This is a genomic window from Rouxiella chamberiensis (genome assembly GCF_026967475.1).
Lineage (GTDB): Bacteria > Pseudomonadota > Gammaproteobacteria > Enterobacterales > Enterobacteriaceae > Rouxiella > Rouxiella chamberiensis.
Genome location: NZ_CP114058.1, coordinates 1,819,843 through 1,842,548, shown reverse-complemented (window position 1 = coordinate 1,842,548; position 22,706 = coordinate 1,819,843). Strand labels below are relative to the sequence as shown.

Below are 22,706 nucleotides of genomic sequence, written 5' to 3'. Positions count from 1 at the left end.
GCTTCGGGCGGAGAGGCTAGTCGAAGTTCTCCGCCGTCATAATCGTGAAGTTCACTTTGCCGTCGGTATAAACGTCGGGCCGATAGGCTTCCTCCAGCGCCCGCAGCATCAGGCTCATGGCCCGCTGCGCGTGCTGGCGGGCGTTTTGGTCCAGTGTAAAGGAAAGCACATCTTTCTCCAGCAGGCGCTGCGTCAGGTCATACAGTTCGTGGGTGATGTAAACGCATTTTCCCTGTAGCTGATGCCGCGCCAGCGCCTCGCTCACTTCTTTGTTCACATCGCCGGTGTTATAGATGCCGACAATGTGGCGATTTCTTGTCAGATTCTGCTCCAGCAGGCGGCGCAATGTTTCCGGACTGTCTTCTCCCGCCAGCGCCTCGCTTAACGAGAGATGGGGCGCACGCTGCGCCAGCACGCTCCTGAAACCCGCAATGCGGTGACGGTGCGCACTGTAGTCGACTCGTCCGCTGACCATCAAGACTTCACCTTCCCGACCCAGCATCTTCGACATCAGCAGTCCGGCGGTGCGACCGGCCTGCAACTGGTTGATGCCCACATGACAGAGTCGCGGCGCATCGGGGAGATCGTTGACCACGGTGATAACCGGAATGCCGCGCGCCGCGCAGTGCGCCAACGCCTCATAGACCTCGGGATGGTTTTGCCCGAAAACGATGATGCCGTGCCGTTTGGTACTACAGTCCACGAGATGACGCGCCAGCTTTTGAGGTTGCGATTCCGCCATCAGCGTTCTGTGCAAGGTGAGGCGACGATAGCCCAGCGCATTCGCCACTTCACCAAAATCCACCGCCAGTTTCCTGAAAAAATAGGTGTCGTTCGAGCTGAGGATCACCTCTATCTGCCACGGGTTTCGCCGCTCTTCGGGCAAGGTGCGGTTTAATCCGGCTTCACGGGCGGCGCGCAATACTTTACGCGTCGTTTCGGGAGAAACGCCACCCCGTTCATTCAACACCCTGTCCACCGTGGCGACACCCACGCCGGCCATTTTCGCCACTCTGTCGAGGGTGAGCTTTTTCATGTGGAGTTCCTGCTGCCAAGAGAATCAATTTTTCGGCAAGTGTAATCGCCCATAAAAGTTTGGCAATCGTCTTTGCGGTTTATCGGGATGTTTTTTTATTTTATGGAATGCGTGAATCGTTAATTGATTATTTGTTGATATTTTGTAGCCGTTTGAGGGAAAACCATCAAGGGAACAGTACCCGCACTTCCGCGATGGGATTATTATTCTTCGCGTTTATCTCCGTATTTGTTAAGGCCATTGAAGATTTGTTTTCAATCACGTTACGGAATATAGCCCTTCCATAAGGCAATTATTAAACAGTCGAATTCCCTGTCAGGGATATTCAAGCACACTGATTTTGGCGACTTATTATTTTATTTAATAGCATTGTGTAGCAGGGGAAATAATGAAACGCAGAGAGTTTTTATCGTCGATTGCCGTATTGGGGGTCAGCACGACGCTGCCGCTGGCAAAAGCGCAGGAGGTCACGGGCGGACAACCCTGGGAACCCGGCAAGGTTGATATTCGCCCGCTCGCCCAACCGCGTAAAGGGGGACTGCAATACCTCACCCAGCATGAATTCGATACGGTGGGTGTGATTGCCGAGCGCTTTATTCCTGCCGATGAACTCAGCATCAGCGGCATGGAAGCCGGTTGTGCAGTGTTTATCGATCGCCAGTTGGCGGGGGATTTCGGGCAGGCGGCCAGCGTCTATCGTCTTGGGCGCTTCGTGAAAGGCACCGCCGAACAAGGTCCGCAGGAGCCGCACACACCCGCCGAACGCTATCGCCACGGGCTTGCCGCACTGGATGGCGCAACTCGGCAGCAGTTTGGTAAAAAGTTTATCGATCTCGACGAAACACAGCAGAAAGTTGTATTACAGGCGATGGAGAAAGGGCAATTTAATTTAGGCCCTGCCGTCGAAACCAAAGTCTTCTTCGAATTGTTATTACAGAATGTCCGAGAAGGTTTTTTGGCCGATCCTATTTATGGCGGAAATAAAGACATGGCAAGCTGGAAAATGATTGGTTTTCCGGGCGCGCGCTATGACTTCCGTGATCTTCTGAGCAAGAAAGGGCAGAAGATTACTATTATTCCGACCAGCCTGATTGATAACAGTCTGTGAGCTGCCATTCCCTGTCATTAAGTCATAACGAGTTCTGAAATGAAAAATAGTCGTCCTAAAGCTGACGTTGTCGTCGTCGGCCTGGGTTGGTGTGGGTCTTTGATAGCCGAAGAGCTGACCCGCGCGGGCCTGAATGTGGTTGCCATCGAACGTGGCCCGTGGTTTGAAACCGCCACCGATTTTCCTCCCTCTATCGATACCGACGAACTGCGCTGGGATACGCGCCGCAGCATGTTGCTGCCGCCCGCCATCGAAACCACTACCTTTCGTAATAATATCGGCCAGAAAGCGCTGCCGACCCGCGAGTGGAACCTCAACGAGCTGGGCTACAACGTAGGCGGGTCAGGAACGCACTGGGCGGGAATGGCGTGGCGCTTTACACCGTTTGACCTGCAACCTTATACCCGGACCGTGCAGCGATACGGCAAGCAGCAGATAGCCAAGGGCCTGATTTTGCAGGATTGGGGCGTAACCTACGACGAACTCGAGCCGTTTTATGACCGCTTCGAGAAGATAGCCGGTGTTTCCGGAAAGGCGGGCAAGCTGAATGGCGAAGTCATCGAAGACGGCAATCCGTTCGAAGGCAATCGCAGCAGCGAGTATCCGCTGCCGCCGCTTGAGGGGATGCGCCTGACCGACCTGTTCCGCGATGCGGCTAAGTCTTTGGGGCAGCACCCGTTTATGGTGCCCGCAGGACAGGCCTCCAAAGCCTATGTCAATCCACTCGGCGTGCGGATGGGGCCTTGCACCTACTGCGGCTACTGCCTGTATTACGGTTGTGGAAATTTTTCCAAATCGAGTCCGAATGCCTGCGTGATCCCTGCGCTGATGCAGCGGGAAAACTTCACCGTGCTGACCGAGTCGGCGGTGGTTCGCGTCAATAAAGCCGAAGACGGCAAAACCGTGACTGGCGTGACCTATCTCGATCGCAACGGACAGGAGTGGGAACAACCGGCGGATATCGTCGTGCTGTCGGCTTTCCAGATGCAAAACGTTCGTCTGCTGCTGCTTTCCAAAATTGGTCAACCTTATGATCCGGTGAGTAAAACGGGCGTAGTCGGGCGCGCCTACAGTTTCCAGACCGTTTCCGGTGCCAGCCTGTTTTTTGAAAACGAAAACCTTAATCCTTACATCGGCGCGGGCGCGCTTTCCCAGCAGGTGGATGACTGGAACGGCGACAATTTTGACCATACCGGCATGGACTTTATCGGCGGTGCGGGCATTCTGGTAGTGGCACGCGGTGCGCGGCCTATCGGCAATGCCGACGTGCTGGAACCCGGCACGCCGCGCTGGGGTAAAGCATGGAAACAGGCCTACACCCACGCTTTCCAGAACGGCACCTTTATCTTCGGGCAGGGCACCAGTTTCTCGCATGAAGACTACTACCTCGATCTCGACCCGGAATACAAGGATGCCAACGGCAACGCGCTGCTCCGCGTCACCTTCAATTACAACGACAATGACCGCCAGTCGGCCAGATTTATCGAGCAGAAAAGTGTGGAACTCGGCAAGGCCATGGGCGCGAAAACGGTCATCGGGACCAATTCGGCGTCTGGCGACTACTCTCCCTATAACTTCGCAAGCGATCACACCATCGGCGGTGCGGTGATGGGCGAGTCTCCGAAAACCAGCGTCCTCAACCGTTATCAGCAAAGCTGGGATGCCCACAACCTGTTCGTGCTTGGCGCGTCGTCGTTTCCAAATAACGCCGGTTACAACCCGACCGGAACCATTGGCGCGCTGAGCCTGTGGACGGCTAAAGCCATTATCGAGCAATACCTGCCAAATCCTGGCCCTCTGGTGAAGGTGTAAGATGAAAAAAATAAAAATAGCGGGTGGGCTGGTGGCGGTCGCGGCAGTGATAGCCGGTGTGATGCTGTATCAGAACGGCAATACTTCGGCGGACAATGTGGCCGACAATCAGATAAAAATGAAGCAACCGCTCACCGGTGAAGAAAAGAAGGCCCTGGAACGAGGTCGCTATGTGGCGATTGCCGGTGACTGCGTAGCCTGTCATACCGCACCCGGCAGCAAAGAGGCGTTTTCCGGCGGATATGCTATCAGCACGCCTTTTGGCGGCATTTTTGCCAGCAACATCACGCCGGACCCCAAAACGGGGATCGGCAACTGGACGGAGCGGGAGTTCTACCGCGCGGTGCGTCACGGAAAGGGCATCGACGGCGAAAATCTGTATCCGGCGATGCCCTACAACGCGTATGTGAAGGTCAGCGATCGCGATATGCACGATCTCTGGCTCTATATGCGTTCCGTAAAACCCGTGCACAACAGCGTGCCTCCTACCCAGCTTCCGTTTCCGTATAATATTCGTCTGGCGATGATGGGCTGGAATCTGCTGTTTTTCGAAAACAGCGGTTTTACCCCGGATTTGACAAAATCGGCGCAGTGGAATCGCGGCGCCTATCTCGTCGAGGGCCTTGAGCACTGCGGTGCCTGCCATACGCCGAAGAATCTGATTGGCGGGGATACCGGAGATTATCTGCAGGGCAGTAATCTCGGCGAATGGTGGGCGCCCGAAATCACCGGCAATACCTATACCGGAATCGGAGGCTGGAGCGAGCCTCAAATCGTTGAATACCTGAAACTCGGCAGCAATCACGTTGCAGTGGCTTCGGGGGCTATGGCCGAAGCGGTGACTAACTCGACCCAGCATCTGACGGACAAGGATTTGCACGCCATCGCCGCGTATCTAAAAGCGCAACCCGGGTCACGGCGCACGCAACCCGCAGCGCTGGCGGCCGGGAATGCCCAGATGAAGATGGGAGCCAACGTGTATGAGGCGAACTGCACGGCGTGTCATAACAGCGACGGCAAGGGGATCCCGCATCTGGCGGCGAGTCTGGCGGGGAATCCGGCCATTCTGTCACCCGATGCGTCGTCAATCCTGACAACGGTGATGCAGGGCGGGCGCGGCGCGGTCACGGTCGGCAATCCAACCAGTGGGGCAATGCCGAGCTTTGCCTGGAAGCTGTCGGATGAACAGACAGCCGCGGTGGCTACCTACATCCGCAATAGCTGGGGAAATGCGGCGGATGCCGTGCCGGTGGAAGATGCGGCGCACACTCGCCAGCTTCTGTCACTGCCTGCACAACTCGGCCAGCATTAAACGCGGCACACGGGCGGGGACTTTATGACTTCGTCTGTCTGATTACTGGAATACCTGTAAAAAATAATGCCTTATTTCTCAGTGAATAAGGCATTTTTTTATCAAATTTTAGGCATTGTTCGGTGGACGTTGCGGTCAGAACTACACTCTATACAACAGAATTATATTCTGTTAACTCGTGAGCTCACTCGACTATTTCAGTGCATCCGTATAGGAGTACACGCAATGAAAGCATCTTATCGAGAATTGTCTGAGTCCGAAACGCTGGAAGTATCAGGTGGCACTCTGGGGCTTCTGGCCGCCGCACTATGCTGCGTCACCAATACCGTGGGCAGCACCGTCAATACCGTCGCCGCACCGGTCGTAGAAGATGTTGTCGCACCCGCTACCCAGCCGGTGAGTCAAGTCATGACCATCGTTTATGACACGGCGGGCAATGTCGTTTCTTCTACTATTGGTTGATTAGGTTCGTCACTCTCATCCCGCAGGGGATGAGAGTCGTCTCTTGCGTTAACGGCCCAGATATTTTTCCATATTTTCGCGACAGCGGGTGGCTATCTCGTACAGGTCATCTTCCCAGTGATTCGGGCTAAAGAGTTCGGCCGACCACAGACCGTCATAGCCGGTTGCCTTGACAGCGTCGGTCCAGGCCTGAATATCCAGCTCACCCTCGCCGGGCATAAAGTTTCTCAACACCAGCTGATCCCAGTCTTCACCCACCTTCGGCAGACGACCATCGCAAAAATGCACGCCGTAAATCAATGATTTGTCTAATTTGGCGATGTCGGCAGGCGTGGAACCCGACGCATAAAGATGCCAGAAGTCGATGACCATTCCCACGTTGTCGCGGCCCACGCGACGTATGACCTCCAGTCCCTGTTGCAGCGTCTTGAACTTGGTGAAGGCAATCACTTCTATCTGGTAACGCACGCCGTATTGCTGGCCAATCCGGGCGATGGCATCGACATTTTCGGTGATAATGTCCATTACCGTTTCATCCGATAAATGGTCGATACCGTCCAGCGCCAGAATCTGCACGGTGGGGCAGCCAAGCTCAGCCGCCGCGCGGGTCAGGCGGGTGGCTTCGGCAAGCATTTGCTCTCTGGCCGCGCCTTGATGACGTTCGATTTCAAGCAGGGCATTCACGCAGCCCACGGATAACCCGTATTCCTCGACCTTTTGCCGCAGGGCAGAGGTCGTACCGCCGTTATCCAGATAACGCACCAGCTTGCTGCTCAGCAACTCAAGGCTGTCATAACCCGTTTCTTTGGCAATCCGCGCATCGGTCAGCACGTTAGAGTAATGGGTAGAGATTCCATGTAAGGCCTTTTGCATGTGTAACTCCTTTCTCATTATGATTTTTATATGAAATCAATAGGGGATATCAGAGGAAATCCTGAAGATTGTCTGAGAAAGGCTAGCGATATGGAACGTTAATTTCAATTTATCGCGAATGGAATTTTTGATTGATTTCAATCAGGGCGGTCAAGATGCCAGGAATTTTCCATGACTTATAGCTTATTTTTGAAGAAGTCATGCCAAAGTTGCCGAGGGCTATTCGCTAACAGGAGAGGGTTGCGGTGAAGCGCAGAGAGGTGGGACCCAAAAGCAGACAGAAACTGAAGAACCGGCCCTGATGTCTCGAGGGCCGATTTAAGAGAACCTGTTATACCGCTAAACGACGGATAATGGCGTCGGTGAACTCTTGAGTGGTTGCAGAGCCTTTAAGATCGCCGGTACGCACGTTGTCTTCGTTAAGCGTTTCATAGATTGCGGTACGCAGACGGGTAGCCAAATCGCCCAGGCTGACGTGATCCAGCATCATGGCCGCTGCCAGCAGCAAGGAGATCGGGTTCGCGAGGTTTTTACCTGCGATGTCCGGCGCGGTGCCGTGCACGGCTTCGAAGATAGCCACGTCTTTACCAATGTTGGCACCTGGAGCCATGCCCAGACCGCCGACCAGACCTGCGATTTGGTCAGACAGAATATCGCCGAACCAGGTTGGTACACAGCAGCATATCGAAACGCCACGGGTTCAGAACCAGTTGCATGGAGCAGGCATCGACAATCATGTCGTCCACTTCCACGCGACCTTCGTACTCTTTGGCTACTTCACGCGCCGCTTCCAGGAAAATACCGGTCAGTGCCTTGAGGATGTTGGCCTTGTGCACGATGGTGATTTTCTTGCGGTTGTTCTTGATTGCGTATTCAAACGCATAACGAGCAATACGTTTGCTGCCTTCGCGGGTGTTCATCCCTGTGGAAACGGCCACCGCTTTAGGGTCATCACCGACCGGAATGTAGTATTCATGGGAAACATAGAAGCCGCCCAGATTTTCGCGGAACAGCACCAGATCGATGTCTTCGAAACGGCCCGGAACCAGAGTGCGGGCAGGGCGTACGTTGGCATAAAGTTCAAACTCTTCACGCAGTCTGACGTTTGAAGAGCGGAAACCGCCACCGATTGGCGTGGCCAATGGACCTTTCAGCGCCAGACGATTCTTGCGAATGCTGTCGAGGGTAGCCTGTGGCAGTGGATCGCCCGAAGCTTCGACGCCCGCAACGCCTGCCTGCTGAATATCCCACTCGAACGGCTGACCCAACGCATCAAGAATTTTGACAGTTGCTTCAACGACTTCCGGTCCGATACCGTCGCCTGGAATCAGCGTGGCGGGAATTTTATTGTCTAGTTGGGCCATAGTGCTTTTCTCTTTTAAGTAAACGGGAAAACTCATCAGGTTACTACAGGATAGCGCTACCGTTCAGGACGTTATTCAGAAACCTGAATCGAAACTGAGTTTCTAACATAGCCGACTGTGCGCCTTCATGCGTTAGCCCAAGATGCTAAAGTTCAAAACGTCCGCCGTCACCCTTTAATTTCTACTTTCGAGAAAATTTTCAGTCAGATGCTAGGCTTATGGAATGGAGTGAATATTTCAAGTTACGCACTTCACACTTTCAGGAATTTTTTTTGACAGAAGGAATACTGTGTGACCGATAAAAACTATCCGAGTGAACCTCGAGACAGCGATGGCTTCTGCGATACAGGCGATTATGCCGTGGTCGGAGAAGGGCGCACCGTGACTCTTCTTGCTCCAGACGGCTCGGCGGATTGGTGGTGTGTACCGCATCTGGATTCCCCCCGCTGTTCGACCGCTTGCTCGACGCCGAAAAGGGCGGCTATTTCCAGATTGTCCCGAGCGAACCTTATCGTATGACGCGGCAGTATCGTGAAAACAGCAACGTGCTGGAAACGTTATACGAAACCGAAAACGGCAAAATTCGCGTGACAGAATCGGTAAACAGTACATTGGCAGGCCGTCTGCCGTGGAACGAACTGGCGCGCCGTATCGAAGGGCTGGAAGGTTCTGTCGCGGTCTATCTGAAACTGCGTATCGGCACTGCGGGCGATTCCCGTATGCCGTGGATGCACGATTCCGCGCACGGCACGGTGTGGCACGTCGGGAAACTGCATTTGATGCTGCGCCTGCACGAGGACATTTCGCTTACTTCTTGCAGCGATGAAGGGGTGGAAGCGACCTTTACCGTCAGTGCGGGTGAGCGCCAACTCGCGGCGCTACTGGTGACGGAGAATAAACCGTTGGCGGTTCCGTCGCTTGACAGGATAGACAAGCACATCGACACCAGCGATATCGCCTGGAAAAGCTGGGTCGATAGCCTGAGCTATGAGGGCGACTATAAAGAACACGTGTTGCGTTCTGCGCTGGCGCTGAAATTCCTTTGGTATTCACCGACCGGCGCGCTCGCGGCGGCGGCAACCACCAGCCTGCCCGAAGGCAAGGGCAGCGGCAAAAATTATGATTATCGCTATGCCTGGGTGCGCGACGCCTGCATGATAATCAAATCATTCCTCTACACGGGCGCACTCGATGACTGTCAGGCGGCTTTCTCCTGGCTTACCGAGGCGCTGAATGCCAGCGGCGGGGAAATGCGAACCTGTTTCCGTCTGGATGGCTCACCGGTTCCCGAAGAGACGATGATCCCCGTTCAGGGATATCGTGGTGAACAACCTGTTAGACGCGGCAACAACGCCGCCTCCCAGTTGCAGCTTAGCAACTACGGCGACGTGCTGGACACCGCCGTGCTGTTTACCAAAGCGGGGCATGTTCTTGATCTCGAAACCTCGCGCCTGCTGGGGCAGTTGGCTAACCACTGCGCCGACACCTGGCGGCAGAAAGATTCCGGGATATGGGAACTGCCCGAACTTCAACATTACACGCAGTCGAAAATGGCCTGCTGGATGGCGCTGAATCAGGCAGTCGCGCTGGCTGAATGCAAACACATCGAGCCGACCTGGGTTGGACGTTGGGAGCGGGAACGCGATCGTATTCGTGACTGGATTGAAACGCACTGCTGGAGTGAAGAACGCCAGAGCTATACCTTCTGGGCGGGATCCAAAGGGCTGGATGCGTCGGTTGCCTTGATGCATCAATACGGACAGGAAGTCTCGCCAAAACGCATGTTAAGTACGTTAAAGGCGATTCGTGACGAGTTGGGTGCAGGGCCGGAAATGATCTATCGCTATACCGGCGTTGATAAAGAAGAAAATACCTTTATCGCCTGCGCCTTCTGGATGGCTTCTGCGCTGGCAACCCTCGGACGTCAGGAAGAGGGCGAAGCAACCCTGAAATCCTTGCTTGAAACGCTGAGCGGGGGCAAAAGTGCCGGTATCATGGGTGAAATGTACAATGTTCATCAGCACAAATGCTGCGGTAATCTGCCTCAGGGCTTGAGCCACCTTACCGTTATCTGCGCGGCTCATCTGGTGTCCGAGCATCGTAAACAGTAGGCTCGACCAGATATTTCTAGGGCGTTGAAATGACGCCTATTTACTTAAAGGCGCTGAGTGTTCAGCGCTTTTTTTATCACTCCAGAGCTTTGCCCCTAGAAGTCCAGACGTAACCTCGCCCACGCCGTTCGCCCCGGTTCATTGACCGGCGTAAAGGCCGAATAACCCAACGCGCTGTTACCCGCCAGATTAAGATGCTCACTGTATGCACGGTTGAAAAGGTTATCCATGCCCAAGCTTAGCTGAGTGTCTTCATTGAACTGATAGGCCGCGTTCATTGAGACGATATAGAAACCGGTGCTCTGGTCGAAGTCTTTGCCTACCACGTTTCCCTCGTTCAGGGCGACGCGATTCTGGCTGCTGACCATTCTAAGTAATCCGCCCGCACTCCATTTTTTATGCTGCCAGTTGAGAGCAACGCGGGCTTCGAGGGGTGGTATTTGGGGTAGCGGGCGATGCGCCGTAGTGTTTTCACCCAGGGCATAGGCCAAACTGATGTCTGTGGAGAGCGTTTGCGTGAGGGTAATGCCTAACCCTGCCTCCGCGCCTGCGATCCGCGCATCGACAGAGGCGACCCGACTCAAGCGGGGATTGTTGGCGTCGTAGTCAAAGAGAATGAAATCCTCAACCTGACCCAGATAGGCCGACATCCAGCCGTTAACCTTTTCGCCAGAATATATTACGCCGACATCCCACTGTGTGGTTTTTTCGGTTTTGACGGTATCAAAAGCGCTTGAATGGCCATCGGCGCCGTAGGTAAGAGAGAAAAGCTCCCAATAATCCGGAAAACGCGTGGTGTAGCCTACTCCGCTATACAGCATTAAGGGCAGATTGTCTGCCGTGTGTTCAAGGCGAAGAAAACCGGCAGGCAGCACACTGCTCCGTTCATTCGCGCCTCTCGCGGTGCCATTATTGACGCCGGCTTTGTCAAGCCGGGCGCCGCCGACCAGCTTATTGGCCGAATTCGCGTTCCAGGTTAATTCACTGAAAATTCCAACGTCATGAAAACGGGCATCGCGCTGCCATCCTGCGGTTTTTTTACTGCGAGGGTCGCTGGTTTGAAAGTCGGCCCCGCTTTGAATATGCAAGTTTGGCAGCCGCCATTGCGCAGCCATACGCCCGCCATAGGTGGTGCGGTCGAGCTGCATTTTCATTTTCATGGGCATATCGGCGGGCATTGCGCTGTGTAGGGAAAAGGGCCGCAGGCTATAGTTATCCATGATGTGGTCGGCATGATTGCGATAAACGCTGGCTTCGAGCTTGTCGAGAGTCTCACCGATATTCGATTTTTCAATGCGCAGGCCAAGGCTGTCGCGTTTGAATTGTGCACCATCCATGCTTCTTCCGGCGTATCGCGCTTCGCCATTGCCGCGGCCCGCCGTGATTTCAAGCAGCGTGTCGCTGTCTGGTGTCAAACCGAGTGCGAGATCGCTGTTCCATTTGCGCCAGCGCGAAGGAACCCTCATGCCGTTTCCGTCATGGTAATCCTCCGCGCGTGAGCGATTGCCCGTTATGCGTAAATACCCTGTCTCGTTACCTACGCTGATATCGCCCTGGGTATCTGTGCGTCTGTTTGAGGCCGTGAGCAAGCCAAGGCTTCCATCGACGCCTGCCTGCGCAAACTGTGGCGGTTCGCGGTCAAAGCGGAGTGTGCCCGCCGAGTTGCCCGGCCCCCAGAGAACCGTCTGAGGCCCTTTGATAATGCTCAGGACATCGTAATTTTCAGGAGAGATATAGGAGGTCGGGGCATCCATGCGCGAAGGACAGGCTCCCGGCATCTCGCCGCTGTTGGTGAGAATTCTCAGGCGGGAACCAAACATGCCTCGAAAAACGGGATCGCCATTTGTGCCGCCGTTACGTATCTGCGAAAAGCCCGGAAGGGTTTTCAGATAATCGGAGCCGTCGCTGGCAGGGACGGGCTGGCGGGGCGACTTTGGGGACGTTAATATTTCCAGCGGAGAAGCGCTGGGTGAAATAATGGTAATGACGGGGTCATCTTTTATTATTTCAATCGGTTTGGTTTTATCGGTGCTCATACTGGCCGCCAGCGGTGAAACAAATAATAGCGTGGCCAATAAGAGCAGCAGCGTTAACAGGCGGCTCTTCATATTCCATCCATTTAAAATGACTGCACCATCGGGATGGCCGCAAGTTTATCGATGTTTTTCAGAAGAGGTAAAAGACTATTTTTATAATTAGGAGCGTTTGCAGAATATAATCAAAAACCCGCAAAAGTCGTCGGTTATTAAGGGTGTGGAGATGGCAAATTTTATTAACTATTTCGTTAGTAGGCGACGTTAATATAAGGAGTTAAGGAAATCCTTATTGAAATCGGGATGATATAAATAATATTTAAATTGCCGGGTAGGTTTAATTTGTCATTATTTAAGCGCATAAAAAAGCGGTCTGGGGAGGATCCCGCAGACCGCGTTTGAAGGGCAGCTTAAAACCGCTTAATTTACGGCAGGGGTAGCCAGTTTCTCACGGGCATGGGTTTGCTTGCGCAGTGCGGCGACCTCCTGTGCCGTTACCTCGCTCGCCTGATTGCCCCATGAATTACGCACGTAGTTCAGGATGTCGGAAATCTGCTGGTCGTCCATCTTCCAGTCGAACGACGGCATGCCCGCCGCGGTTTGACGATCGGCAGTGTGGGGTGCACGCGCGCCGTTGAGCATGGCGGTTATCATGTTGGTCGGGTTATTCAGCATCGAACTATTGCCTGCAAACGCCGGCACCATCCCCGCAATGCCTTCGCCTTTTTCGCCGTGGCAGGCCGAACAGTTGACTTCGAAGGTCAGCGCGCCCTTGCTGCGGGCCGCGTCATCCATCGCCAGGGCCTTCGGCGCGGGGGTGTTTGATGCCGGAAGGCTCTTGAGATAAGCCGCGACGGCCTGCAAATCGCTGTCGGTGAAATACTGCATCGAGTGCTCGACGGCTTCCGCCATCGGACCCGCCGCCACGCTTTTGCCGTCAGAACCGGTTTTCAGGTACTGCGCAATCTCGTCGTTGCTCCATGTGCCGATACCGGCATGCGGATTTGGCGTGATGTCGGGCGCGTACCAGTCACCCAGATTGCCGCCCTGCAAATACTGGCTGCCGATTTCGCCGCCGAGCGCGTTGCGCGCCGTGTGGCAGACGCTGCAGTGCGCCGGACCGTCGACAATATATTTGCCGCGGTTAATAACCTCTTCCGCGCTGGCGTTTTCGGCATGGGTGGTATTGCTGGTGGTCTTGAGATTCTCCGGCCTGAAGCCGCTGTTGTCGAAGAACAGCAGGTTCCAGCCCGCCATCGCCAGGCGAATGTTGTACGGGAAGTTCATGCCGCCGTTTTCGTCGACCTTGTTGCTGACCGGTTTCAGGGTCGACATGTAGGCCCACAGGTCGTGCATGTCCCGGTCGCTCATCTTGGCGTAGGCGGTGTAGGGCATCGCCGGATACAGGAAGCCGTGGTCGCCGCGCCCCAGCCGCACCGCGTTGAAGAAGTCGCGCTCGGTCATGTTGCCGATACCGGTTTCGCGGTCGGGGCTGATGTTCGAGGTCTGCAACTCGCCAAACGGGGTGTTGATTTTATAGCCGCCCGCGAAGCTCTGCTCGTGGCAGGCGGCGCAGTCGCCGAGCCGCATGGCGTATTCGCCGCGCTTGATGGCGGCGGCGTCGGTGCTGTGGAAGTCCGCCAGTTTGGTGGTGTTGTCGGCCACCTCGGAGCGCGAGCTGTCCATCACCATCCACAGTCTGCCGAACACCCCAATCCCGGCCACGACGGCCAGGGCTGCGAGGCTATAGCCGATTTTCTTTTTTGCACTCATGATTTACGCCTTCACCAGAGGGGCCGGATTTTTAATGTAGGTCTGATGGATAGCCTGGGCCGCGCGGACGGCCAGCGCGCCGACGGTAATGGTCGGGTTGTAGCCACCGTTGTTCGGGAATGCCGACGCGCCGACCACGAAGACGTTGTGCACGTCCCAGCTTTGCAGGTAGGTATTCAAGGCCGAGGTCGTCGGATCGGTACCCATCACCGCGCCGCCGATGGTGTGCGAACTGTCCTGCGCATACGGGTTCCAGCTCTGATCAGTCTGGTTTTCGAAAGTGATGTCTTTGCCGCCCGTTTCTTTCATGATGGTTTTGGCCTTGTCCATGATGTAGCGCGACATATTGATGTCGTTCTGGTTCCAGTCAAAGGTCATGCGCAGCAGCGGTTGGCCGTGTCGGTCCTTATAAACCGGATCGAGATCCAGATAGGCCTCGCGCACCGGCATTGACGTCCCCTGACAGAAAATCGTCGCGGCGGTCTGATAGTCCCGCGCGTAACCGGCTTTCCACTCGCTGCCCCAGCGCTTGGTGCCCGGACGCAGGCTGTTCATGTGCTGGATAGGGCGGCCGTCGGTGGAGAAGCCCATGATGCCCGCGCCGCCGATGAAATCGAGGTTGCTGTGGTCGAAGTTGTCGCCGTTGAAGTCGTCAATCTGCACCGCCAGCGCGCCGCCGCCGATGAACGGGTTCATGAATTCGCCGTCGAAGAAGCCGGTAACGGTGCCGCAGGTTTGATAGTTATAGTTGCGGCCGATTGTGCCTTTGCCGGTTTTCGGGTCGTACGGCTCGCCGATTTTCGACAGCAGCATCATGCGCACGTTGTCCATCTGGTAGGCCGTGATGCACACCACGTCGGCAGGCTGGAAGCCTTCCTTGCCGTCGCGAGTGATAAAACGTACGCCCTTGGCGGTCTTGCCGTCGTCGTGCTTGATGACCTGCAATACTTCGGTTTCGGTCAGCACGGTGAAGTTCGGGCGGCGCATCAGCGCGGGGATGATACAGGCCTGCGGCGAAGACTTACTGAAGTTGCCGCAGCCGTGGAAGTCGCAGAAACCGCAGTAGGTGCACGGCCCCATGGTCACGCCGAGCGGGTTGACGTAGGCCTGCGAGATATTACCCGCCGGAATAGTAAACGGGTGGTAGCCCATCTGCTCGGTCGTTTTACGGTATTTGCGCATCCAGTTGGTGTCTTTCAGCGGCGGCGTAGGGTAGTCGCGGCTGCGCGGCCCCTCGAACACGTTACCGTTCGGCTGCGGTTTGCCGTTTAAATTCCCGGCGATACCCGAGGTTCCGGCGATGCGCTCGAAGCGGTCATAAAACGGTTCCATCTCGGCGTAGGTAACGCCCCAGTCCTGCAACTGCATGCCTTTCATTTTGGCCGCGCCGTAGCGTTCACGGGTTTGAGTGGCGACCTCGAAGTCCCACGGGGTAAAGCGCCAGGACATCCCGGCCCAGTGGGTGCCCGCACCGCCGACGTTCCAGCCAAACTGGAAAGCCGACCAGTCACGCACCGGCGCGGCATCCTGACTGCTGTTGTTGCGAAAGGTGGTGGTCTCGACGCTCATCGGTTGCAGGATTTCGCGGCGGGTGTGCCAGCGCAGTTCGTCGGGGTCGACGGCGACCGGGAAATCGGTCGAGGTATCGCGCCATGCGCCGCGCTCAATTGCCACCACGTTAAGTCCCGCGCGGGTCAGTTCTTCGGCCATGACGGAACCGGCCCAGCCTAGTCCGACAATCACGACGTCGGCTTTATTTCTTATTTCTGACATTTACTCTGCTCCGACAATCAATCTTTTGGAATAAGGCTTACGGGAATTAATTTTAAGTTTTCGCCGCGACGGTCAATATATTGACGGTAGTCATAACGCGCACCGGGGAAGCCAATCATTTTCCAGCCCGCCATGGTTTTATTGCCGCCGTAAATCGGGTCGGCCAAATAACTCTCACGCACGTTTTGCAGCATCAGTTCGAAGAAGGCCTGACTGTTGACGTCGGCACCGAGATTGATTTTTCCGGCTTCCATGTCGGTGAGGAATGCGTCGAGCTGTTCTGCCGTCAGCGTATGCAGCGAGGCCTTATGATTAACCTGCGCCCAGGCTTCGAGCGCTCTGAGGCCTGTCATGTAACGTTCGCGAGGAGAGGTAAGAAACTGGGGCGCACCCATGATTTTTTCTTCGTTTTCCGGACGCAACGGACCGACCAGATACATTGCAGATCCTGCGCCGTAGTTGCCTGCGAGCTGATCGTCGATAAACTCGATGGCGCCTTCCTGACTGGCGGAAGGACCATGTTCGTCGGCCGGGATCAGCCGGTCACAGATAGCGGCCAGATTCTTTCTGTCTGTCTCGTTGGTCAAAACGCGATAGCCGCCCTGCATGGCGGAACCGGGCACGCCATCGGCATTGAGTTTGGTTTCGAGCGGAACATTGTGCAGCTCTTTGGCATTCAGCTTTGGCGCGACGGTTAACGTCGCCACCAGTGAACTGATGGAAAAGAGCGCTTCTCTTCGGTTCATGTTTATTTCCTTCGATAACACGATATTAACTGCCAGCACTAATTGAAATCGTTTATTTATAAATAAACGACGACCCTGGAAATTGGCAAAACAATGCCAACCCTGTTTAAAGACACGGTTATTTATTTGGCAGTATTCAGACGTGACGGTATATCAACGCAATAGGAATGGCGCTGTTTAATTAAGATTGATTCGTCACTGCCGTAATAATAAAGCCTGATTACGATTTAACGGGAAGAGGGTAGAGGTAATGTCAGGACATGAATAAGGTTCACTTAACGCATTAACCCTGCCTGCTACTTTCCTTGCCGTGGCAGCAGGCGGATTCCACTCGTTCTTCTCTCGTCAAGAACGTTTCAAATGAGAACGTCGCACCTTGAGTTCTCCCTTACGCCAATCACCGAGTTCGTCACTTTCGCTGTCGATCAACCGGTTAAGCGCTTCTGTCATCAGTTTGTCGAGCTGCTGGCTGTAGGTCGTCAACTGCCAGGAGGCGGAATCGGCCTCGTCGATGTCGTCAAAGCCGACAATGGCGAGGCTGTGCCCGTTGTCCTGACTCCGCAGTGCTTCGAGCGCGCCGAGCGCCAGTATGTCGTTTTCGCAAAACAACGCCTCGACACGATTCTGTGGAGCCGTAGTCTGCAAATAGTGCTGCATGGTCTCGAAGCCGAGTTTGCGGTCGTAATGCCCGGCAATCAGCAGGGTGTCGAGTTGCCTGCCGGCCTTACCCAGCGCATCGCTGTAGCCTTCAAGTCGCATAAGCTGTGCCGATTCGGTATCCGGCCCTTTCATGTAACCAAAACGCTGATAACCTTCGGCGAGCAGCAGGGCGGCGATATCTTGTCCTGCACGATAACCGTCGATATTCACCACATCGATTTCCCGCTGGTCGCTGTTGTTGCGACACACCTGAACAAACGGGATATGGTGCAGACTGTGGGCCACGGCGAACAGTTCATCGGTCAGGATGTTACCTAAAAACAGGATGCCATCGACCTGCAACTGATCCGCCATGGCCATCACGGCCTGATAGTTCTCGCCTTCCGTTATATTGAGCAGCAGCGCCATGTAACCGCGCGCCTGCAACTCTTTGGTCGCTGCATCGAGCATTTTCATTGAATGCGGATTTTTTAGTTCATCGATTGCAACGCCGATAATGTGTGTATTTTTTTAGTCAGACTACGTGCCAGCAAATTAGGGCGATAACCCAGCTCTGCTGCGGCGGCCAACACTTTCTTTTGTGCCTTGCCAGAAACGGATGCGCCGGGAGTAAAGGCTCTCGACACCGTCCATTTCGACACACCCGCCAATTTTGCTACGTCACTGGCGGTTGCTTTCTGCTGTTTTGGCGCACTCGAATCTTTCGTCATAAGCCCGTATTTTTAGTGGTTTACCGTACAGACTGCCATTGAACGTTAAACGCCGACGAAAAGAAACTCTCACAACCAAAAACCTGCGGCATACTTTGCGCTTTCGTATGCGGCGGGAAGAAAATGTTGAACGCGATAAACCCGTATTAAATCAATGTTGAGATTATGTTAACTCTTGCACCCGATTGCAAACTGTTTTTGCACCCGATTGCAAAAAACCACAACATAGGTAAGTGCGTTAAGTGTTTTGCCTTGTTAAAACAGCGGGATAGACATGATTCGCGAAAGAATGACGAGCAGATCAACGCAGCAAAGCCGGTATTGGCCTTCACCTCTGAAAATGAAAGGTGCGACTCAGGCAGGAGGCCGAGCAACGCGGCTGCAACAGTTTTGTCGGGCGAAAAATGCCTGGCAACCTGTCTCGGGCGCGCCGGCCGATTATCCATTTTCCTGAGGTGCTTAGCATTTTTGTTGGTAGTGCGCGTTTTCGCCTTATGTAATGCTCTGAGTTATAACAGAAAAACGTTCAATTTCTTGCTGCGGATTTGTCTTGCAGGAGTTGGAAGGGGGTTCTGCCGTTATCATTGCCAAGATCATTACAGGGAATTCACCATGCTGAAAAATGTGTTACGCCTTACCGCTGCGGCGGCGCTGATAGCGTCTGTCTCTGCCCACGCCGCCGATGCCCTGCGCGTTGCCGCCGACCCCGTGCCGCACGCCGAAATACTGGCGTATGTCCAAAAGATCGACCCCGATCTGAATCTGAAAGTGATTGAAATACCGAATGGGGTCAACTCGAACGAGTTATTGGCGCACGGTGATATCGATGCCAACTACTTCCAGCATCGTCCTTATCTGGCGACGCAGGAGAAGGCACTGGGCGTCAAGTTTGCCGTTGCGGCCGAGGTGCATATCGAGCCACTGGGCATATATTCCAGCAAGCACAAGTCATTCGCCGACGTGCCGCAGAAACGCGAAAGTGGCGATCCCCAATAATGAAACCAATCTGAGTCGCGGGCTTTATCTGTTGCAGGATCAGGGGCTGATTACCCTGAAACCGGATCTCAAGGGGCTGGCTACGCCGCTGGATATCGTGGGCAATCCCAAGCATCTGAAGATTCTTGAAATCGAATCGCCACAGATCCCGCGCGCCCTGCCGGATGTCGATTTAGCCATTATCAACGGTAACTATGCGCTGGAAGCCGGGCTGGATCCGGCCAAGGATGCGCTGGGTCTCGAGAAGGCAAAAGGGAATCCTTATGCCAATATTCTGGTCACGACCCAGAAACTGGCGACCGATCCGCGTATTTTGCAACTGGCGAAAGATTTGCAATCCAGACAGGTCGCCGATTTTATTATCCAGAAATATCATGGTTCCGTGCTGCCGGTGAGCGCGGCCAAAGAGTAATCCCTTCTTTTATCCCTTCCGCCACGTCTGCGGAAGGGCATTCACTTTTTCTCAAGCCGCAATCACGCTCGCCAACAATGTCTGCGTATAAGGATGTTTCGGTGAACCCAGAATTTCCTCGGTCGTGCCTGTTTCGACAATTTGCCCGGCCTTCATCACCGCAATTCGGTGACTCATGTGCTGCACCACGCCCAAATCGTGCGAGATAAACAGCATGGCCAGACCCAGCTTGCGCTGTAACGCGATAAGCAAGTCCAGCACCTGCGCCTGCGTGGTGACATCCAGCGCCGAAACCGGCTCGTCACAGACCAGAATCTCGGGATTGGACGCCAGCGCCTGCGCGATAGACACCCGCTGCCGCTGACCGCCCGACAACGCCTGCGGCCGCCGTTTGAGCAAGTCCACATTCAGGCCGACCAGGTTGACCAGCTCCAGCGTTCTGGCCCGCAGCGCCGAGGAAGACAGTTTGCCGCGCAGTTTAAGCGGCTGCTGGATAATCTGCTCCACCGTATATTGCGGGTCAAACGAGCCAAGCGGGTCTTGGGTGATGGTCTGAATACGGCCACGTACAGGGCGGCGCTCCGCCTCGCGCAGACGGCTCCAGGGATTTCCGGCCAGCCAGACCTCGCCGTGCTGCGCCTTTTGCAGTGCCAGCACCACTTTGCCCAAAGTCGTTTTCCCTGACCCCGACTCGCCGACCAGACCCAGCGTTTCGCCCCATGCGAGCTGCAACGAAACATGATTGACGGCGTTGTGTTTCACGCCGTTCGGAAGACTGAAATCCACGGAAACATTGCGCACATCCAGCGCACTGACAAACGGATTGCGGCGACGCTGATTGTCATTTTCCTGAGCGGTCAACGGCACATCGGGCAACGGCGACTCACCGGCCAGCCAGCGACCTCGCGTGTCGGCACCGGGAATGGCCGCAAGCAGACGGCGCGTATAAGGGTGCGCAGGCGAGGCCAGCACCTGCGCCGCCGGACCGCTCTCAACCCCTTCGCCCTGTTGCATCACCACGATTCGATCGGCGACCTGCGCCACGACGGCGAGGTCATGAGTGATAAGCAGCACGCCGTGACCCGCCTGCGCAAGTTGGCGAAAAATATCCAGAATGCGCTGTTGTACGGTCACGTCCAGCGCGGTGGTTGGTTCGTCGGCAATCAGCAGTTGCGGACCCGCCGCCAGTGCCGAGGCAATCAGCGCCCGCTGGCGCAGGCCACCCGACAGCTCGTGCGGATATTGCTGCATGCGATTTTGTGGGTCGGGTATGCCGACCTGATGCAGCAAGGCCTCGACGCGAGAAGTAATTTCGCCGCGTGGATGACCTTTATGGATAAGCATGGGTTCGGCGACTTCGCGGCCAATGGTTCGCAGCGGGTCCAGCGACACCAGCGCATCCTGCAACACAAAGCCGATTTCACGGCCGCGCAGTTTTTGCCAGTCGGCCGCCTCCTGTTTCAGCAGATCTTTTCGCGTTCCGTCGTGACAGGTGAGCGACAGGCTGCGTGCCGTGACACGAGCGGACTCGCCCGCCAGCCCGACCAACGTGCGGGCCGTGACCGATTTCCCCGAACCTGATTCGCCGACCAGCGCGACGATTTCACCCGGATTCACCTGAAACGAAATGTTTTTCACCGCAGCGACGGTGCCTTGAGGCTGAAGGAAATCGACCTGCAGATCCTCGACGACAAGCAGCGCAGAGGGGGCATGAGAATTCAAGGTCATCAGGTTAGGCTCCTTTAGCCAGAATGGTTTGCAAACGACGACCCAACAGCGTCAGCGCAATGACCGAAAGCGCCACGACGGTCGCGGGCAACAGGCTTATCCAGGGCGCGACGTCGAGATAGTCGCGGCCATCGGCCAGCAGCGCGCCCCATTCTGCGGTTGGCGGCACCACACCCAGCCCCAGAAAGCTCAGCGACGAGGCGGTCAGCACCGATTGGCCGATGCCGAGCGTGGCAAGGATAAGCAGGGGCCGCAGCGTGTTGGGCAGAATATGGCGAAAAATAATGCGCAGCGACGACTCGCCGAGCGCCACGGAATGCTCCACATAACCGGAGAGCTTGACCTGCAACACCTGTGAACGCAGCAGTCGCGCATAACTGGCAATGCCTGCCAACCCGACGGCTATCAGCGTATTGGTCGGGCCGCGCCCCAGAACGGCAATCACCAGCAGCGCCAGCAGCAGTTCGGGAAAGGCCAGCAGAATATCCAGCAGCCTGACCAGCACGCGGCGAAGCGCGCGTGGCGCAAGCGCGGAAAGCAGGCCGAGCGCCATGCCGCCGACACAGGCAATCAAGGTTGCGCCCAATCCGATACTGAGTGACAGCGCCGAACCGTAAATGACCCGCGAGAAGACGTCACGCCCGAGAGAATCGGTTCCAAAGAGGTGACGCAGAGTGGGCGCGGATAACACGGCGTCCATATCCATGTCATCGGGTTTCAGCGGCGTAAACCACTGCGGGGCGATGACGGTTACAATCAGCAGCAACACAAAGGCCGCCGGGATCAGGGTTTTGGGCAGCAACCACGGATTGCCGCCGCGCCGTGAGACGGGCGGGTGAGTGCGCACCAGAAGGGGATTGCTGCTCATCAGGAACTCCTCTTGCGCAGGCGGGGGTCTATCAGTAAATAGGCAGCGTCCACCACCAGATTGATAATCACGAACAATAGTGCCGAGAGCATCACAATGCCCAGCACCAGCGGCATATCCCGACTGGCGATCGCCTGAAGGGTGATTTTGCCGATACCTGCCCGGCCAAATACGGTTTCGGTCAGAATGGAGCCGCTAAGCACATTCGCGAGCATAGTGCCGGTGAGCGTAGAGGCGGCAAGCGTGGCGTGGCGAAGGCCATGACGCAGCCGAAGCCGAGTCTCGCCCGCTCCGCGCGTGCGCACTGTCAGCGCAAAGGGTTGTGACAGCGCCTCTTCCAGCCCGTCGCGCAGAATCTGACTCAGGATGGCGGCCAGCGGTAGACTCAGAGTGATAATCGGCAACACCAGAGACTGCCAGCCTTCGTTGCCCATCACCGGGAACCAGTGCATTTTAAAGCTGAACAGACTCAGCAGGATAATGCCCAGCCAATACACCGGCGTACTCAGCAAGCAGAGTTCCAGCCCGGTAAAGAAGGTACGCAGATAGCGCCAGCGGCCCGCCGTTGCCAGGGCGTTGAGCACCGCGAGAGCGAGAGCCAGCGCCAGAGCGCCCACGGCCAGCACCAGCGTCTGTTTCAACGCGGAAAAAATCACCGCGATAACCGGTTCGCGATACTGATAACTCTGACCAAAATTGCCGATCAGCGCATGGCCGAGGTAGTGCAGATATTGCAGCCACAAAGGCTGATCCAGACCAAACTCATGGGTAAGTTGCGCGCGAAAGGCATCGTCGACCACATTCGCACCGCCGCTGAGAATGGAAACCGGATCGCCCGGTATCAGTTTCAGGGCGACAAAGGTGAGGGTGGCCGCGCCCCAGAGCACGGCCAGAATGGTGAAAAGTCGTTGAATTCCTGTCCACAGCAT

At 55.6% G+C, this 22,706-nt stretch carries 15 protein-coding genes and 3 pseudogenes; 6 read left to right on the top strand and 12 right to left on the bottom strand.

The window, feature by feature from the left end; genetic code table 11:
• Positions 1–16 precede the first annotated feature (16 nt).
• Positions 17–1,036 (bottom strand): LacI family DNA-binding transcriptional regulator, encoded by a 1,020-nt coding sequence (locus tag O1V66_RS08465; protein ID WP_045046824.1) that lies wholly within the window; start codon positions 1,034–1,036, stop codon positions 17–19.
• A gap of 388 nt (positions 1,037–1,424) precedes the next feature.
• On the opposite strand from O1V66_RS08465, the gene O1V66_RS08460 reads away from it, so the two are divergent.
• The 4 genes from O1V66_RS08460 (at position 1,425) to O1V66_RS08445 (ending at position 5,730) form a co-directional block, all read left to right on the top strand.
• Positions 1,425–2,144 (top strand): gluconate 2-dehydrogenase subunit 3 family protein, encoded by a 720-nt coding sequence (locus O1V66_RS08460; protein WP_045046825.1) that lies wholly within the window; start codon positions 1,425–1,427, stop codon positions 2,142–2,144.
• 39 nt (positions 2,145–2,183) lie between these two features.
• Positions 2,184–3,956 (top strand): GMC family oxidoreductase, encoded by a 1,773-nt coding sequence (locus O1V66_RS08455; RefSeq protein ID WP_045046826.1) that lies wholly within the window; start codon positions 2,184–2,186, stop codon positions 3,954–3,956.
• Position 3,957: 1 nt separating this feature from the next.
• Positions 3,958–5,268, top strand: a complete 1,311-nt coding sequence (locus O1V66_RS08450) for a c-type cytochrome (protein WP_045046827.1) — start codon at positions 3,958–3,960, stop codon at positions 5,266–5,268.
• Positions 5,269–5,493: 225 nt separating this feature from the next.
• Positions 5,494–5,730: a hypothetical protein gene (locus O1V66_RS08445; RefSeq protein WP_045046828.1), complete on the top strand. Its 237-nt coding sequence runs from the start codon at positions 5,494–5,496 to the stop codon at positions 5,728–5,730.
• A 48-nt stretch (positions 5,731–5,778) separates the two neighbouring features.
• On the opposite strand, the gene O1V66_RS08440 is transcribed toward O1V66_RS08445, so the two are convergent.
• The 3 genes from O1V66_RS08440 to O1V66_RS08430 all read right to left on the bottom strand — a co-directional run bounded on the left by O1V66_RS08440 (position 5,779) and on the right by O1V66_RS08430 (position 7,967).
• The gene (locus O1V66_RS08440; protein WP_045046829.1) at positions 5,779–6,603 is read right to left on the bottom strand and encodes a sugar phosphate isomerase/epimerase family protein; all 825 of its coding nucleotides are present in this window, start codon (positions 6,601–6,603) and stop codon (positions 5,779–5,781) included.
• Positions 6,604–6,934: 331 nt separating this feature from the next.
• A complete protein-coding gene (locus O1V66_RS08435; protein WP_269128259.1) occupies positions 6,935–7,213 on the bottom strand; it encodes an isocitrate/isopropylmalate family dehydrogenase in 279 nt (92 codons plus the stop codon).
• Positions 7,214–7,244: 31 nt separating this feature from the next.
• Positions 7,245–7,967 carry an isocitrate/isopropylmalate family dehydrogenase gene (locus tag O1V66_RS08430; protein WP_269128258.1) on the bottom strand — a complete coding sequence of 241 codons (723 nt, stop codon included), beginning with the start codon at positions 7,965–7,967 and terminating at the stop codon, positions 7,245–7,247.
• Between the two features lie 291 nt (positions 7,968–8,258).
• On the opposite strand from O1V66_RS08430, the pseudogene O1V66_RS08425 reads away from it, so the two are divergent.
• Positions 8,259–10,078, top strand: a pseudogene (locus O1V66_RS08425) (glycoside hydrolase family 15 protein).
• Between the two features lie 95 nt (positions 10,079–10,173).
• Here O1V66_RS08425 and O1V66_RS08420 read toward each other — a convergent pair.
• The 5 genes and pseudogenes from O1V66_RS08420 to O1V66_RS08400 all read right to left on the bottom strand — a co-directional run bounded on the left by O1V66_RS08420 (position 10,174) and on the right by O1V66_RS08400 (position 17,773).
• Positions 10,174–12,186 (bottom strand): TonB-dependent copper receptor, encoded by a 2,013-nt coding sequence (locus O1V66_RS08420; protein WP_045046832.1) that lies wholly within the window; start codon positions 12,184–12,186, stop codon positions 10,174–10,176.
• Positions 12,187–12,531: 345 nt separating this feature from the next.
• Positions 12,532–13,884, bottom strand: a complete 1,353-nt coding sequence (locus tag O1V66_RS08415) for a c-type cytochrome (RefSeq protein ID WP_269128257.1) — start codon at positions 13,882–13,884, stop codon at positions 12,532–12,534.
• A gap of 3 nt (positions 13,885–13,887) precedes the next feature.
• Positions 13,888–15,657, bottom strand: a complete 1,770-nt coding sequence (locus O1V66_RS08410; protein WP_045047627.1) for a GMC family oxidoreductase — start codon at positions 15,655–15,657, stop codon at positions 13,888–13,890.
• A 17-nt stretch (positions 15,658–15,674) separates the two neighbouring features.
• Entirely contained in the window at positions 15,675–16,403 is a 729-nt protein-coding gene (locus tag O1V66_RS08405) for a gluconate 2-dehydrogenase subunit 3 family protein (RefSeq protein ID WP_269128256.1), read from the bottom strand.
• A gap of 345 nt (positions 16,404–16,748) precedes the next feature.
• Positions 16,749–17,773, bottom strand: a pseudogene (locus O1V66_RS08400) (LacI family DNA-binding transcriptional regulator).
• 612 nt (positions 17,774–18,385) lie between these two features.
• Here O1V66_RS08400 and O1V66_RS08395 point away from each other — a divergent pair.
• A pseudogene (locus O1V66_RS08395) lies at positions 18,386–19,181 on the top strand (MetQ/NlpA family ABC transporter substrate-binding protein).
• 51 nt (positions 19,182–19,232) lie between these two features.
• On the opposite strand, the gene O1V66_RS08390 reads toward O1V66_RS08395, so the two are convergent.
• Genes O1V66_RS08390 through O1V66_RS08380 form a run of 3 tightly spaced genes read right to left on the bottom strand, consistent with a single transcriptional unit; the run spans position 19,233 to position 22,706 of the window.
• Positions 19,233–20,909 carry a dipeptide ABC transporter ATP-binding protein gene (locus O1V66_RS08390; protein WP_045047631.1) on the bottom strand — a complete coding sequence of 559 codons (1,677 nt, stop codon included), beginning with the start codon at positions 20,907–20,909 and terminating at the stop codon, positions 19,233–19,235.
• Positions 20,910–20,913: 4 nt separating this feature from the next.
• The gene (locus tag O1V66_RS08385) at positions 20,914–21,777 is read right to left on the bottom strand and encodes an ABC transporter permease (protein WP_045047632.1); all 864 of its coding nucleotides are present in this window, start codon (positions 21,775–21,777) and stop codon (positions 20,914–20,916) included.
• Positions 21,777–22,706: an ABC transporter permease gene (locus O1V66_RS08380; RefSeq protein WP_045047633.1), complete on the bottom strand. Its 930-nt coding sequence runs from the start codon at positions 22,704–22,706 to the stop codon at positions 21,777–21,779. Before O1V66_RS08380 ends, O1V66_RS08385 begins: the two co-directional genes overlap by 1 nt.